Genomic DNA, 15015 nt, shown 5'->3' with positions numbered 1-15015 from the left:
ACAACGCGTCAGGCCCACAGCGTCGTGCGTCTTCCACGCGGCTAGCACCCCTCCGCCAGCGGCCGTCGGGACGGCCGTCCGCATTGGACTTGTGAGGACTCACGTGAGCTCGAAACCCGTCGTACTCATCGCTGAAGAGCTGTCGCCCGCGACCGTCGACGCGCTCGGCCCGGACTTCGAGATCCGGCACTGCAACGGCGCCGACCGCGCCGAACTGCTCCCCGCCATCGCCGACGTGGACGCGATCCTCATCCGCTCGGCCACCAAGGTCGACGCCGAGGCCATCGCCGCCGCGAAGCGGCTCAAGGTCGTCGCCCGGGCCGGCGTCGGCCTGGACAACGTCGACGTCTCCGCCGCCACCAAGGCCGGCGTGATGGTCGTCAACGCCCCGACCTCCAACATCGTGACCGCCGCCGAGCTGGCCTGCGGTCTCATCCTCGCCACCGCCCGCAACATCCCGCAGGCCAACGCGGCGCTGAAGAACGCCGAGTGGAAGCGCAGCAAGTACACCGGCGTGGAGCTGGCCGAGAAGACGCTCGGCGTGGTCGGCCTCGGCCGCATCGGCGCCCTCGTCGCCCAGCGCATGTCCGCCTTCGGCATGAAGGTCGTCGCCTACGACCCCTACGTCCAGCCCGCGCGGGCCGCGCAGATGGGCGTCAAGGTGCTGACCCTGGACGAGCTGCTCGAGGTCTCCGACTTCATCACCGTCCACCTGCCCAAGACCCCCGAGACCCTCGGCCTGATCGGCGACGAGGCGCTGCGCAAGGTCAAGCCGAGCGTGCGCATCGTCAACGCCGCGCGCGGCGGCATCGTCGACGAGGAGGCGCTGTACTCGGCGCTCAAGGAGGGCCGCGTCGCCGGCGCCGGCCTGGACGTGTACGCGAAGGAGCCGTGCACCGACTCCCCGCTGTTCGAGTTCGACCAGGTCGTCTGCACCCCGCACCTGGGCGCCTCCACCGACGAGGCCCAGGAGAAGGCCGGCATCGCCGTCGCCCGCTCGGTGCGCCTGGCCCTCGCCGGCGAGCTGGTGCCGGACGCGGTCAACGTCCAGGGCGGTGTCATCGCCGAGGACGTCAAGCCGGGCCTGCCGCTCGCCGAGCGCCTCGGCCGCATCTTCACCGCCCTCGCGGGCGAGGTCGCCGTCCGCCTCGACGTCGAGGTCTACGGCGAGATCACCCAGCACGACGTGAAGGTGCTCGAGCTCTCCGCGCTCAAGGGCGTCTTCGAGGACGTCGTCGACGAGACGGTCTCCTACGTCAACGCCCCCCTGTTCGCCCAGGAGCGCGGCGTCGAGGTCCGCCTGACCACCAGCTCCGAGTCGGCCGACCACCGCAACGTCGTCACCGTCCGCGGCACCCTCGCCGACGGCCAGGAGGTCTCGGTCTCCGGCACGCTGGCCGGCCCCAAGCACGTCCAGAAGATCGTCGCGGTCGGTGACTACGACGTCGACCTCGCGCTCGCCGACCACATGGTCGTCCTGCGCTACGAGGACCGTCCCGGCGTGGTCGGCACGGTCGGCCGGGTCATCGGCGAGGCCGGCATCAACATCGCGGGGATGCAGGTCGCGCGGGCCGCCGCGGGCGGGGAGGCACTGGCCGTCCTGACGGTGGACGACACGGTGCCCGCCAACGTCCTCGCGGAGGTCGCCGCCGAGATCGGCGCGACCTCCGCCCGGTCGGTGAACCTGGTCTAGGGCCTTTCTTCCGGATCAGGCCGGCTCCGAGCCGCCTCGCCTCCCGGCAGACCCGAGCGGTGGCTGGTGCGTGCAGATGCAAGGCGGAGGAGGGAGTCGACGCGGAGCGTCGGCGACCGACGACAACGCCGCAGATGTGCGTGCCAGCCACCGCGACCGGCGGCAAGATCCGGAAGAGAGGCCCTAGTCGTGAGCGCCGTTGAGGCCGGCCGGGCCGGGGGCCGTAGCCACCGGATCCCCGCTCCGGCCTGAACGGCCTCCTCCTCGAACGCCGGACGGGCTGACCGGGCTTGTCCGGCGTTCTCCACGCAGCGTCGTCGCCGCGCCCACCGCCGCCAGGGCCAGTACCACCGCTCCCGCGACGCCCGCGCCCTCCATGCCGTGGGTGAAGGCCTCCCGTGCCGTCGCCACCAGGGCGTCTCCCGTGCGCCCCGGAAGGTGCCGGGCCACCGCCAGCGCGCCGCCGAGGGTCTCGTGGGCCGGGGCCGGGGCGCTCGCCGGGATGCCGTGGCGGTAGAGCGCCGTACCGATCGAGCCCAGCACCGCCATCCCCAGCGCGCCGCCGAATTCCGAGCCGGTCTCCAGCAGTGAGGAGGCCGTGCCCGCGCGTTCCACCGGGGCCGCGCTCAGGGCCAGGTCCGTCATCTGGGACATGACCATCACGATCCCCGAGGCGAGGACCGCGCACGCGGTCAGCACCAGCCACAGCGAGTCCGTGTCGGCCAGGGCCAGCATCCCGTAGCCGCCCGCGGCGATCGCGAAGCCCGCCGTGACGACGTACGCCCGCTCGACGCCCTTGCGCACCAGCGCGGCCGCCAGCGGGGCGGCCATGCCGATCGGCACCGAGGGCAGCAGCGACCACAGGGCCGCCTCCATCGCGCTCTTGCCGAGCACCGACTGCAGGTACTGCGTGGTGAAGAAGGCGGAGCCCATCATCGCGAACGCGGACACCAGGTTCAGGACCACCGCGGGGGCGAAGCCCCGGCCGCGGAACAGGGCCGGCGGGATCATCGGCGAGGCCGCGGTGCGCTGGCGGTGCACGAACAGGGCGGCGAAGAGCAGGCCGACGGTGACACAGACGACGTAGAGCGGGTGCCAGCCCTCGGAGGGGATCTCCTTCAGGCCGTAGACGACGGGGAGCACCGCGGCCATCGACAGCGGGACGCCGAGCAGGTCGAAGCGGCCGGGCCCGGGGTTCTTCGACTCCGGCAGCAGGACCGGGCCGAGCACCAGCAGCAGGGCCATCGCGGGCAGGTTGACCAGGAAGACCGAGCCCCACCAGAAGTACTGCACCAGGACACCGCTGAGCACCGAGCCGAGCGCGATGCCGCCGGTCATCACGCCGGACCAGACGCCGATCGCCTTCGCCCGCTGGGCGGGGTCGGTGAACAGGGTGCGGACCAGCGCCATGGTCGAGGGCATCAGGGTCGCGCCGCCGATGCCGAGGACCGCGCGGGCGGCGATGAGGGTTTCCGGGCTGTTCGCGTACGCGGCGACCAGGGAGGCGGCGCCGAAGGCGGCGGCCCCGAACAGGAGCAGCCTGCGGCGGCCGACGCGGTCACCGAGCGCGCCCATGGTCATCAGCAGGCCCGCCAGCACGAAGGCGTAGATGTCGAAGATCCACAGCTGCTGGGTGCCGCTCGGCCTGAGGTCCGCGCTGATCGCCGGAATGGCGAAGTAGAGGACCGAGACGTCCATCGAGACCAGCAGCAGCGGCAGCATCAGCACGCCGAGCGCGGTCCATTCGCGGCGGCCGGCGCGCGCCGGGGGCGCGGCCGAAGTCGTGGTGGTGCGGGGTGAGTTCGTCATGCCGAGGACTGTACGGGCGTCTTAAACGCTTGTCTAGGACACTCGTATAAGTCGCTCGTGTAAGACATGCGTATAAGTCAGCCGTCTAGGACGGCTGTATGGATCGCGGGTAGGGTGGGCGTCATGGGACACCGGGAGGACCTGCTCGAGGGCGCCAAGCGCTGCCTGCTGCGGAAGGGGTTCGTACGCACCACCGCGCGCGACATCGTCAAGGAGTCGGGGACCAACCTCGCCTCGATCGGCTACCACTACGGCTCGAAGGACGCCCTGCTCGTGAAGGCGTACGTCGCGCTGATCGAGGAGATGGGCGACCGCTTCGACCCGGGCTGGGGGGCGGGCGGCAGAACCGAGACGCCCGCCGGCTCGCTGGAGCGCTTCCAGGAGGTCTGGGCGAACGTCATCCGCTCCCTGCCCGAGTCGCGGGCCGTGTGGCTGATCAGCTTCGAGCTGATCCTCCAGGGCGACCGGCTCCCCGAGGTGCGCAAGCTGCTGGTCGAGGCCCAGGAGGAGGGGCGCTCCGGGCTGATCCCCCTGTTCAGCGACGTCCCCGAGGCCGACCTCGGCAAGGAGGCCGTCGACACCGAGGGCAGGCTCTACCAGACCCTGCTCCAGGGGCTGATGGTCCAGTGGCTGTTCGACCCGGACTCCGCGACCGGCGCGGACCAGCTCACCGAGGGTCTGCGCCGGGTGATCGCGGGGGTCCGGGAAAGCGGCCGGGAAGCCTAGAGCCGGGCCGCCTTGAGGGCCATGTGCAGCAGCAGGCGGTCCTCGCCGTCGTCGAGGTCCAGGCCGGTCAGCTGCTCCACCCGGGACAGGCGGTAGTACAGGGTCTGGCGGTGGATCCCCAGCTCGGCGGCGGTGCGGCCGGCCTGGCCCGCGCAGTCGAGGTACACCTCGGCGGTGCGGGCGAGCTCCCGGTGGGCGGGGGAGAGCAGGACGCCCACCGCCGGGTCGTGCGCGGCCCGCGCGGGCAGCGCGGTCAGCAGGCGGAACGGGCCGATCGAGGCCCACTGGGCCACGGGCCCGAGGCGCGGCTCCGCCGCCGCCGCCCGCGCGGCGGCCACCGCCTCCGTCCACGCGGTCCCGAGCTGGGCCAGCCCCAGCCGCGCGCCGGCCACCCCGGCGGCCACGCGGGCGCCCCCACCGCCGGCGCCCGCCCGGTCCAGCAGCCGCGTCGCCGCCGACACCGCCGGGGTCGGCGTGTCCGTCGAGCGCAGCCGCACCAGCACCGCCAGGCAGTGCTCCGCCGTGCCCCAGGGCACCATGCACAGCGCCGTCGCGCCCGGCAGGGTGCGCACCGACGGCGCGTCCTCGGGGTCGGCCGAGGGCCACGGCGCCACGCACACCACCGTGTGCGGTCCGTCCGCCCGCACCCCGAGGGCCGTCCGCAGCTCGGCCACCGCCATGTCCCGCTGCCAGCCGGGCTCGGCGGTCAGCACCGCCCGCAGCTCCCGGGTCAGATCCGCGCCGTGCTGCGCCTCGTCCGCCAGCAGCGCACCGATCCGCCCGGTCACCCGCATGGCGGCGGCCAGCTGCTGCTCGCTGGGCCCGGGGTCGTAGTCCAGCAGCCAGACGTAGCCGAGGACGACGCCCCGATGGCGTACCGGAAGGCAGATCCGGCCCCGGTACACGCCCGCCTCCGGGGTGGGCGGGATGCGCACCGGCCCGGTCGCGCGGGTGATGCCGAAGCCCTCGAACCAGTGGCGCACCGCGGCAGTGGAGCGGCGGGTGAGGATCGAGCGGGTGCGCACCGGGTCCAGGGCCGACGGGTCCAGGTCGCCCTCGACGTCGTAGGCGCCGAAGGCGATCAGCTCGAAGTTCCGGTTCTCCAGGGTGGCCGGCGCGCCGAGCAGCTCCGAGATCTCGTCGACCAGCTCCTGGTAGTCACCCTTGTAATCCGGCGTCACTCAGGCATTCTCCCGCATTTTCGCAGGCGCTTCATACATCTGTCTGAGATCCAGTGCACGGATGCGTGACAGCTGTCGATGGCAGACGATCGCAGGGATCCTTAGGTTTCACGGTGGTTCTCCGTGCCGTCCCCGAATGGTCGGGTTTCGGCCGTCTGTTGCTTGCCTGTGGAGGTGCCCCGTGCTGGGTCCCGTGATTCTCGCCGCGTCGCGCAGCGACCGGATGCGACGCCTGATCTCGGCGGCGCCGGTCACCAAGCAGGTCGTCGACCGCTTCATCCCCGGCGAGACCGTGGATGACATCGTCCCCGTCATCGAGGACCTGACCGGCAGGGGCCTGGAGCTGACCATGGACGTGGTCGGCGAGGACATCACCTCCCCCGAGCAGGCCGAGGCCGCCCGCGACGCCTACCTGCGCCTGATCGACCGGATCAAGGAGCTCGAGCTCGGCCCGAAGGTCGAGATGTCGGTGAAGCTGTCGATGTTCGGCCAGGCGCTGCCCGGCGGCCACGAGCTGGCGCTCGCCAACGTCCGCCCGGTCGTCGAGGCCGCCGCCGCGATCGGCACCACGGTCACCCTGGACGCGGAGGACCACACCACCCTCGACTCGATGTTCGCCATCCACGAGGAGCTGCGCGAGGACTTCCCGCAGACCGGCTGCGTCATCCAGGCCTACCTCTTCCGCACCGAGGCCGACGCCGTCCGTCTTGCCGCGAGCGGCAGCCGGGTCCGCCTGGTCAAGGGCGCCTACAAGGAGCCCGCCGAGGTCGCGTACCAGAACAAGCACGAGATCGACAAGGCGTACGTCCGGATCCTGCGCACCCTCATGGAGGGCGACGGGTACCCGATGGTCGGCTCGCACGACCCGCGGCTGATCTCCATCGCCCAGGAGCTGGCGCGGACCTCCGGGCGCAAGCTGGACGAGTACGAGTTCCAGATGCTGTTCGGCATCCGCGGCGAGGAGCACCTGCGGCTGGCCGCCGAGGGCCACCGCATGCGCGTCTACACCGCCTACGGCACCGACTGGTACGGCTACTTCATGCGCCGCCTGGCGGAGAAGCCGGCGAACCTGCGCTTCTTCCTCCGCTCGATGGTCAGCAAGGGCTGAGCCCGCCCCGCTCGAGCCACGCCCCCGCTCGCAACACCGCTCAAGTCAAGGAGTTACGGAACCCATGGACGCTGTGACCCAGGTCCCCACCCCCGTCAACGAGCCGGTGCACGGCTACGCCCCCGGTTCCCCCGAACGCGCCCGTCTGGAGGCGAAGCTCAAGGAGCTCGCCGAGAACCCCGTGGACCTGCCCTGCACCATCGGCGGTGACAAGCGCATGGGCGGCGGCGAGGCCTTCGAGGTCGTCCAGCCGCACAACCACAAGGCGGTCCTCGGCACGTACCGCAACGCCACGGAGCAGGACGCACAGGACGCCATCGACGCGGCCCTCGCCGCCGCCCCGGCCTGGCGCGCGATGTCCTTCGACGACCGCGCCGCGATCATCCTGCGCGCCGCCGAGCTGCTGGCCGGCCCCTGGCGCGAGACCATCGCCGCCTCCACCATGCTGGGCCAGTCCAAGACCGCTCAGCAGGCCGAGATCGACAGCCCCTGCGAGCTGGTCGACTTCTGGCGGTTCAACGTCCACTACGCCCGCCAGATCCTGGCCGAGCAGCCCCCGGCCAACTCCCCGGGCGTGTGGAACCGCATGGACCACCGCCCGCTGGAGGGCTTCGTCTACGCGATCACCCCGTTCAACTTCTCGGCGATCGCCGCCAACCTGCCCACCGCGCCGGCCCTGATGGGCAACGTGGTGATCTGGAAGCCGTCCCCGACCCAGACCCACGCGGCCGTGCTGCTCATGAAGCTGCTGGAGGAGGCCGGCCTGCCCAAGGGTGTCATCAACCTCCTCACCGGTGACGGCATCGCGGTCTCCGAGGTCGCCCTGAACCACCGCGAGCTGGCGGGCATCCACTTCACCGGTTCGACCAAGACCTTCCAGTACCTGTGGAAGACGGTCGGCAACAACATCGAGAAGTACCGCTCCTACCCGCGCCTGGTCGGCGAGACCGGCGGCAAGGACTTCGTGGTGGCCCACCCGAGCGCCGACCGCGCGGTGCTCAAGACCGCGCTGACCCGCGGCGCCTTCGAGTACCAGGGCCAGAAGTGCTCGGCCACCTCCCGGGCGTACATCCCGGCCTCCATCTGGAACTCCGGTTTCAAGGAGGAGTTCGCGGCCGAGGTCGACGGCATCGCCATGGGTGACGTCACCGACCTGTCGAACTTCATCGGCGCGGTCATCGACGAGCGTTCCTTCGCCAAGAACAAGGCCGCGATCGACCGGGCCAAGGAGGACCCGGCCTGCACGATCGTCGCGGGCGGCACCTACGACGACTCGGTCGGCTACTTCGTCCGCCCGACCGTCGTCGAGTGCTCCGACCCGGAGAACGAGGTGTTCCGCACCGAGTACTTCGGCCCGATCCTCGCCGTGCACGTCTACGAGGACGACCACTACGAGGAGATGCTGACCCAGATGGAGTCGGTGTCGGACTACGCCCTGACCGGCTCGGTCATCGCCAATGACCGCGCGGCGGCGGCGTACACGATGGAGAAGCTGCGCTACGCGGCCGGCAACTTCTACATCAACGACAAGTCGACCGGCGCCGTGGTCGGCCAGCAGCCCTTCGGCGGCGGCCGCGCCTCCGGCACCAACGACAAGGCCGGCGCCCCGCAGAACCTGATGCGCTGGACCCTGACCCGCGCCATCAAGGAGACCCTGGTCCCGCCGACCGAGTACGGCTACCCGCACATGGGCTGAGCCCGGCCCGCCCCGCAGCACGGGCCGGGAAGCCTGACCCCCGAGCAGGCTTCCCGGCCCGTTCCCATGCCCCCGCGAGGCGGCACCCGAGGGCGGTCCGGGCGGGCGCACTCTCCCCCGGCGCGGCGGGATCGGCGGCCGGACCATGGCCGGGGCCCGGTAGGAAACCGCAGGTCAGGGCGGGGTGGGCCGTGTCGCCGTCTCAGATAGTAGGAAGTCCGAGTAATTGTGGAGACAGATACCCCGTCCTCGCCTACTTTTGTAGGAGCCGAACGCCTCGCTCGATCCAGCGCATGGCGGTCGTGAGCCGGGCCCCGCGCAGGTCACCCCTGCGGCGCGCCCCCGCCCCGCTTCCGGGGTACCGCCCACGCCCATAGGCAGTGGGGGAGTCTCGCAACCCTCTTTCCGCACTCCACGTTGTTCTCGAAGGAGTCGATTCCCCATGGCCGAGACGACCGTCCGCCGCCGAGTCCGCCACGTCTCCCGCACCACCGAGTCCGACCGCCGCAACGCCGCCGCCGCCCTCCAGCGCGCCCTCGACCGCCGCGACAACGGCGGCGAGACGGGCCACTGAGCCGTCCGTCCCCGCACGTACCGGCTGTCCGCATCGCGGACAGCGTGTGTCATCTCCTGGGACGAGGAGTAGGGTGCCGACATGTCTCGCAGCATCGATCTCGCAGTGATTCCCGGTGACGGCATCGGCCAGGAAGTCGTGGCCGAGGGCCTGAAGGTCCTGGCCGCCGTCCTCCCGCAGGACGTCAAGCTGGAGACCCGGGAGTTCGACTTCGGCGCCCGGCGCTACCACGCCACCGGCGAGACCCTCACCGACGCGGACCTCGAGCAGCTCAAGCAGCACGACGCCATCCTGCTCGGCGCGATCGGCGACCCCTCGGTGCCGTCCGGCGTCCTGGAGCGCGGCTTCCTGCTCAAGCTCCGCTTCGCCTTCGACCACCACGTCAACCTGCGGCCCAGCAAGCTCCTGCCCGGCGTCGCCACCCCGCTCGCCGGTGAGCCGGAGATCGACTTCGTCGTGGTCCGCGAGGGCACCGAGGGCCCCTACACGGGCAACGGCGGCACCATCCGCAAGGGCACCGAGCACGAGGTCGCCACCGAGGTCTCCGTCAACACGGCCTACGGTGTCGAGCGCGTCGTCCGCGACGCCTTCGCCCGCGCCCAGGCCCGCCCGCGCAAGAAGCTCACCCTCGTCCACAAGAACAACGTGCTGACCTTCGCCGGTCACCTGTGGACGAACGTCTTCAACAAGGTGGCCGAGGAGTACCCCGAGGTCACCACCGAGTACATCCACGTCGACGCGGCCACCATCTACCTGGTCACCCAGCCCGAGCGCTTCGACGTCATCGTCACCGACAACCTCTTCGGCGACATCATCACCGACCTCGCCGCCGCCGTCTCCGGCGGCATCGGCGTCGCGGCCTCCGGCAACATCAACCCCGGCCGCGAGTTCCCCTCCATGTTCGAGCCGGTCCACGGCTCCGCCCCCGACATCGCCGGCCAGGGCAAGGCCGACCCCACCGCCACGGTCCTGTCCGTCGCCCTGCTGCTGCGCCACCTCGGCTACGACGCCGAGGCCGGCCGGATCGAGGACGCCGTCTCCGCCGACCTCGCGGAGCGCGCCGCCCTGCCCGCCCGCAGCACCTCCGAGATCGGCGACGCGCTCGCCGTACGAGTAGCCGGCTGACCCTGCCCCAGAGACCAGAAGCCCTGGGGAGACCCCCAGGCCACTCGAAACTTTCGAAGCCGTCGGGTCGCATCCGCACCCGGCGGCTTTTCGTCCGCGCCGCCGGGTGCCACCATCAACCCTGGGCCGCATTCACCCCGTTTTCTTCCGTCGCAGCCCCCGCGCGATAATCGAACGCGGAGCCGCGACATGAGGGAATGCTCGGACGTCCTAGCACCGGCCACTGGCCGTGCGGGCGTGAGCGCGGCCCGTCACTACAACCCGGTGAAGGACACTCACTCATGACGACGCCCACGATCGAGCTCAAGCCCTCGGCCAATCCGCTCTCCGACGCGGAGCGCGAGGCGATCCTGGCCAACCCCGGTTTCGGCCGCCACTTCACCGACCACATGGTGACCATCCGGTGGACCGAGGGCCGCGGCTGGCACGACGGCCAGCTCGTTCCGTACGCGCCGATCCCCCTCGACCCCGCCACCCACGTCCTGCACTACGCGCAGGAGATCTTCGAGGGCCTGAAGGCCTACCGCCGGCCCGACGGCTCGGTCGCCACCTTCCGCCCGGAGAAGAACGCCCTGCGCTTCCAGGCATCCTCGCGCCGCCTGGCCATGCCCGAGCTGCCCGTCGAGACCTTCATCGAGGCCTGCGACGTGCTGGTCCAGCAGGACAAGGCGTGGGTGCCGGCGCACGGCGGCGAGGAGTCGCTCTACCTGCGCCCGTTCATGATCGCCACCGAGGTCGGCCTGGGCGTCAAGCCCGCCAACGAGTACCTGTTCCTCGTCATCGCCTCCCCGGCCGGCGCCTACTTCCCCGGCGGGGTCAGGCCGGTCTCCATCTGGGCCTCCGAGGACCGGGTGCGCGCCGTCCCGGGCGGCATGGGCGACGCCAAGACCGGCGGCAACTACGCGGCCTCCCTGCTCGCCCAGGCCGAGGCCGCCGCCAAGGGCTGCGACCAGGTCTGCTACCTCGACGCCGTGGAGCACAAGTGGGTCGAGGAACTCGGCGGCATGAACCTGTACTTCGTCTACGGCGACAAGATCGTCACCCCCTCCCTCAGCGGCTCGATCCTCGAGGGCGTCACGCGTGACTCGCTCCTCACGGTCGCCCGCGACCTCGGCTACGAGGCCGAGGAGGCCCGCGTCTCCATCGACCAGTGGCAGCGCGACTCGGAGAACGGCACCCTGACCGAGGTCTTCGCCTGCGGCACGGCCGCCGTCATCACCCCCGTCGGCACGGTCAAGCGCGCGGGCGCCGAGTGGAAGCAGTCGGGCGGCGAGCCCGGCGAGGTCACCATGCGCCTGCGCCAGGCCCTGCTGGACATCCAGCGCGGCATCACCGAGGACCGCCACGGCTGGATGCACGAACTCGGCTGAGACCCGGCTCCCGCCCGAGCCGGGACCCGCTCGCCCCTGAGAGCCCGTTCCCCCGTTCCCCGTCCGCCGCACCGACCGGCGGACGGGGAACGGCTGTTTAGAGCGGCAGTCAATGTAACGTTTGCCGAGGTGGGCCCCTCGGTTGGCTTTCCCGTGCCCCCGGTTTAGAGTGCTGTTCTAACCCGGGAGGACGAGGAGGTGCCGTTCCCGTGCGACTGACCCCCACCGAACGCGACCGACTGCTGCTGTTCACGGCCGCCGAACTGGCCCGCGCCCGCAGGGCCCGCGGGGTACGGCTCAACGTGCCGGAGGCCACCGCGCTGATCGCCGACACGGTGTGCGAGGCCGCCCGTGACGGCGCCCGGCTCGCCGAGGCGATCGAGCGGGCCCGCTCGGTGCTCGGCCCGGACGACGTCCTGCCCGGCGTCGCGGACGTGGTCACCGAGGTGCACGTGGAGGCCGTCTTCGACGACGGCTCACGGCTCGCGGTCGTTACCGGCCCCATCGCCGGCGGCTCCCTGGGCGACCGCGCACCGGGCGCGCTGCTGCCGGGCCCGGAGCACACCGAGCCGGAGACGGCCGTGCGGCTCACGGTCACCAACACCGCCACCGTGCCCGTCTCCGTGACCTCCCACTTCCACTTCTTCGAGGCCAACCCCAGGCTCGACTTCCCGCGCGAGCGCGCCTACGGCATGCGGCTCGCCGTGCCCGCCGGATCCTCCGTGCGCTTCGGGCCGGGCGAGAGCGCCGAGGTCGGCCTCGTGCCGATCGGCGGCGAGCGCGTCGTGATCGGCTTCGCCGGCCTCGTCGACGGACCGCTGGACGCGCCGGGCGCCAGGGAGGAGGCCCTGCGCCGGGCCGCCGCCTGCGGCTACCTCGGCGTACCGGACACCCAGGAGAAGGAGGCCGGGCGATGAGCCGTCCCGGAGGCCACCCCGCGGAGGCCCGCCGCCTCACGCCCCACGAGTACGCCGCCACCCACGGTCCCCGCGCCGGCGACCGCGTCCGCCTCGGCGACTCCGGGCTGGTGATCCGCGTGGAGTCCGACGCCCAGCGTCCCGGCGAGGAGTTCCTCGCCGGGTTCGGCAAGACCGCGCGGGACGGGCTGCACCTCAAGGCCGCCGCCGTGCGCGAGACCTGCGACGTGGTGATCAGCAACGTCGTCGTGATCGACGCCGTGCAGGGCGTGCGCAAGGTGTCCATCGGCATCCGCGAGGGACGCATCCACGCCATCGGACGGGCCGGCAACCCCGACACCCTCGACGGCGTGGACGTCGTCGTCGGCACGGGTACGTCCATCGTGTCCGGCGAGGGTCTGATCGCCACCGCCGGCGCCGTCGACACCCATGTGCACCTGCTGTCGCCGCGCATCATGGAGGCCTCGCTCGCCTCCGGCGTGACCACGGTCATCGGCCAGGAGTTCGGCCCGGTCTGGGGCGTCGGCGTCAACTCGCCGTGGGCGCTGAAGCACGCCTTCGGCGCCTTCGACGCCTGGCCCGTCAACATCGGCTTCCTCGGCCGGGGTTCGTCCTCGCACGAGGCCCCGCTGATCGAGGCGCTGGCCGAGGGCGGCGCCTCGGGTTTCAAGGTGCACGAGGACATGGGCGCCCACACCCGCGCCCTGGACACCGCGCTGCGCGTCGCCGAGGAGCACGACGTCCAGGTCGCCCTGCACAGCGACGGCCTGAACGAGTGCCTGTCGGTCGAGGACACCCTGCGCGTCCTTCAAGGCCGTACGATCCACGCCTTCCACATCGAGGGCTGCGGCGGCGGACACGTGCCCAACGTGCTGAAGATGGCCGGCGTCCCCCACGTCATCGGCTCCTCCACCAACCCCACCCTGCCCTTCGGCCGGGACGCGGTCGCCGAGCACTACGGGATGATCGTCTCGGTCCACGACCTCAAGACCGACCTGCCCGGCGACGCCGCCATGGCCCGCGACCGCATCCGCGCCGGCACCATGGGCGCCGAGGACGTGCTGCACGACCTGGGCGCCATCGGGATCACGTCCTCCGACGCGCAGGGCATGGGCCGGGCCGGCGAAACCGTGCGCCGCACCTTCGCCATGGCCGGCAAGATGAAGGCCGAGCTGGGCCCGGCGGACGGGGACGGCCCGGACGACGACAACGGCCGCGTGCTGCGCTACATCGCCAAGCTGACCATCAACCCCGCCATCGCGCACGGGCTTTCGCACGAGGTCGGTTCCCTGGAGATCGGCAAGCTGGCCGACATCGTGCTGTGGCGCCCCGAGTACTTCGGCGCCAAGCCGCAGCTCGTGCTCAAGTCCGGCTTCCCCGCCTACGGCGTCACCGGCGACCCCAACGCGGCCACCGACACCTGCGAACCCCTCGTCCTGGGACCGCAGTTCGGCGCGCACGGCGCCACTCCCGCGGAGATCTCGGTGGCGTTCGTCGCCCGCGCCGCCCTGGACCAGGGCCACGACACGATGCCTACCCGCAGGCGCCGGGTCGCCGTGCGGGGCACCCGCGGCATCGGCCCCGCCGACCTGCTCCTGAACTCCCGTACCGGATCGGTCGACGTGGACCAGCGCACCGGCCTGGTCACCCTCGACGGCGAACCGGTCCGCTCCGAGCCCGCCGAGTCGGTCTCCCTCAACCGCCTGTACTTCCTCTGAGGACGCGCCCCATGAACACCCCCGCCGCCGACGGCTTCCGCATGCCCGCCGAATGGGCCCCGCACGAACGCACCTGGATGGCCTGGCCGTCCCCCAACCCCACCTTCGACGACCCCCGCGATCTCGCCGCCGCCCGTGACGCCTGGGCGTCCGTCGCCCGCGCCGTCCGCCGCTTCGAACCGGTCACCGTGGTCTGCGGCCCCGGCCAGTCCGCCGAGGCCCGCGCCCTGCTCGGCGAGGGTGTCGACACCGTCGAACGCGACCTCGACGACGCCTGGATGCGCGACATCGGCCCCACCTTCCTCACCAACGGCGCCGGTGAACTCGCCGCCGTGGACTGGACGTTCAACGGCTGGGGCGCCCAGCACTGGGCCCGCTGGGACCACGACGCCAAGATCGCCGCGCACGTCGGCGACCTCGCCGGCGCGAGGACGTACGCCTCGAAGCTGGTCAACGAGGGCGGCGCCCTCCACGTCGACGGCGAGGGCACGGTCCTGCTCACCGAGACGGTCCAGCTCGGCCCCGAGCGCAACCCGCACTGGACGCGGGAACAGGTCGAGGCGGAGATCCACGCCCACCTCGGCACCGAGAAGGCCATCTGGCTCCCGCGCGGGCTGACCGGCGACTACCCTCCCCACGGCTACGGCACCCTCGGCCATGTCGACATCGTCGCCGCCTTCGCCCGCCCCGGCGTGGTCGTCGCCCACCACCAGCCCGACCCCGCGCACCCCGACCACGAGGTGACCAAGGAGGTCATCGGCATCCTGGAGGCGGCCACCGACGCGCGCGGCCGCCGCCTGGAGGTCGTCCGGGTCGCCGCCCCCACCGTCCTGGAGGCCGACGGCCACTGGGCCGACTACTCCTACATCAACCACTACCTCTGCAACGGCGCGGTCGTGCTGTGCGCCTTCGGCGACCCGCGCGACCGGCTCGCCGCCGAGACCTTCGGCCGGCTCTTCCCGGAGCGGACGGTGACCCTCGTCGACGCGCGTACGATCTTCGCGGGCGGGGGCGGGATCCACTGCATCACGCAGCAGCAGCCCAGGGTCTGACCCGCGGCCCAAGGTCCGACCGGCAGCCCGGAGCCCGACACGCAGT

General features: G+C 71.9%; 12 protein-coding genes. 10 read left to right on the top strand and 2 right to left on the bottom strand.

The window, feature by feature from the left end:
- Positions 1-103: 103 nt before the first annotated feature.
- Complete coding sequence (gene serA / locus IE217_RS27875; protein WP_190180723.1) at positions 104-1693, top strand: phosphoglycerate dehydrogenase; 1590 nt, start codon at positions 104-106, stop codon at positions 1691-1693.
- A gap of 183 nt (positions 1694-1876) precedes the next feature.
- Here the strand turns inward: serA and IE217_RS27870 are convergent, their stop codons facing one another.
- Complete coding sequence (locus IE217_RS27870) at positions 1877-3502, bottom strand: MFS transporter (RefSeq protein ID WP_190180722.1); 1626 nt, start codon at positions 3500-3502, stop codon at positions 1877-1879.
- 123 nt (positions 3503-3625) lie between these two features.
- On the opposite strand from IE217_RS27870, the gene IE217_RS27865 reads away from it, so the two are divergent.
- Positions 3626-4228, top strand: a complete 603-nt coding sequence (locus IE217_RS27865) for a TetR/AcrR family transcriptional regulator (protein WP_190180721.1) — start codon at positions 3626-3628, stop codon at positions 4226-4228.
- Here the strand turns inward: IE217_RS27865 and IE217_RS27860 are convergent.
- The gene (locus IE217_RS27860; protein ID WP_190180720.1) at positions 4225-5409 is read right to left on the bottom strand and encodes a PucR family transcriptional regulator; all 1185 of its coding nucleotides are present in this window, start codon (positions 5407-5409) and stop codon (positions 4225-4227) included. The genes IE217_RS27865 and IE217_RS27860 overlap by 4 nt on opposite strands.
- 181 nt (positions 5410-5590) lie before the next feature.
- Here IE217_RS27860 and IE217_RS27855 point away from each other — a divergent pair, with 181 nt between their 5' ends.
- The 8 genes from IE217_RS27855 to IE217_RS27825 all read left to right on the top strand — a co-directional run bounded on the left by IE217_RS27855 (position 5591) and on the right by IE217_RS27825 (position 14969).
- The gene (locus IE217_RS27855) at positions 5591-6517 is read left to right on the top strand and encodes a proline dehydrogenase family protein (protein ID WP_190180719.1); all 927 of its coding nucleotides are present in this window, start codon (positions 5591-5593) and stop codon (positions 6515-6517) included.
- A 64-nt stretch (positions 6518-6581) separates the two neighbouring features.
- Positions 6582-8213 carry an L-glutamate gamma-semialdehyde dehydrogenase gene (gene pruA, locus IE217_RS27850; RefSeq protein ID WP_190180718.1) on the top strand — a complete coding sequence of 544 codons (1632 nt, stop codon included), beginning with the start codon at positions 6582-6584 and terminating at the stop codon, positions 8211-8213.
- Between the two features lie 442 nt (positions 8214-8655).
- On the top strand, positions 8656-8787 hold the full coding sequence (locus IE217_RS35140) for a hypothetical protein (protein ID WP_268249178.1): 132 nt from the start codon (positions 8656-8658) through the stop codon (positions 8785-8787).
- 81 nt (positions 8788-8868) lie between these two features.
- Positions 8869-9912 carry a 3-isopropylmalate dehydrogenase gene (locus IE217_RS27845; RefSeq protein WP_190180717.1) on the top strand — a complete coding sequence of 348 codons (1044 nt, stop codon included), beginning with the start codon at positions 8869-8871 and terminating at the stop codon, positions 9910-9912.
- A 281-nt stretch (positions 9913-10193) separates the two neighbouring features.
- Positions 10194-11282 (top strand): branched-chain amino acid aminotransferase, encoded by a 1089-nt coding sequence (locus IE217_RS27840; RefSeq protein ID WP_190180716.1) that lies wholly within the window; start codon positions 10194-10196, stop codon positions 11280-11282.
- Positions 11283-11491: 209 nt separating this feature from the next.
- Positions 11492-12199, top strand: coding sequence for an urease subunit gamma (ureA, locus tag IE217_RS27835; protein WP_190180715.1), 708 nt, complete (start codon positions 11492-11494; stop codon positions 12197-12199).
- On the top strand, positions 12196-13917 hold the full coding sequence (locus tag IE217_RS27830) for an urease subunit alpha (protein WP_190180714.1): 1722 nt from the start codon (positions 12196-12198) through the stop codon (positions 13915-13917). Before ureA ends, IE217_RS27830 begins: the two co-directional genes overlap by 4 nt.
- 11 nt (positions 13918-13928) lie before the next feature.
- Positions 13929-14969, top strand: coding sequence for an agmatine deiminase family protein (locus IE217_RS27825; RefSeq protein WP_190180713.1), 1041 nt, complete (start codon positions 13929-13931; stop codon positions 14967-14969).
- The last annotated feature ends 46 nt before the right edge of the window (positions 14970-15015 follow it).

The sequence above is a fragment of the Streptomyces naganishii JCM 4654 genome (assembly GCF_014650575.1).
Taxonomy (GTDB): Bacteria; Actinomycetota; Actinomycetes; order Streptomycetales; family Streptomycetaceae; genus Streptomyces; species Streptomyces naganishii.
This window is presented reverse-complemented; position numbering and strand designations above follow the sequence as displayed.

Bases quoted from the DNA above. Each gene is read 5' to 3' on its own strand.
- IE217_RS27870 (WP_190180722.1), bottom strand. From the start codon at position 3,502: ATGACGAACTCACCCCGCACCACCACGACTTCGGCCGCGCCCCCGGCG.
- IE217_RS27865 (WP_190180721.1), top strand. From the start codon at position 3,626: ATGGGACACCGGGAGGACCTGCTCGAGGGCGCCAAGCGCTGCCTGCTG.
- pruA (WP_190180718.1), top strand. From the start codon at position 6,582: ATGGACGCTGTGACCCAGGTCCCCACCCCCGTCAACGAGCCGGTGCAC.
- IE217_RS35140 (WP_268249178.1), top strand. From the start codon at position 8,656: ATGGCCGAGACGACCGTCCGCCGCCGAGTCCGCCACGTCTCCCGCACC.
- IE217_RS27845 (WP_190180717.1), top strand. From the start codon at position 8,869: ATGTCTCGCAGCATCGATCTCGCAGTGATTCCCGGTGACGGCATCGGC.
- IE217_RS27840 (WP_190180716.1), top strand. From the start codon at position 10,194: ATGACGACGCCCACGATCGAGCTCAAGCCCTCGGCCAATCCGCTCTCC.
- IE217_RS27830 (WP_190180714.1), top strand. From the start codon at position 12,196: ATGAGCCGTCCCGGAGGCCACCCCGCGGAGGCCCGCCGCCTCACGCCC.
- IE217_RS27825 (WP_190180713.1), top strand. From the start codon at position 13,929: ATGAACACCCCCGCCGCCGACGGCTTCCGCATGCCCGCCGAATGGGCC.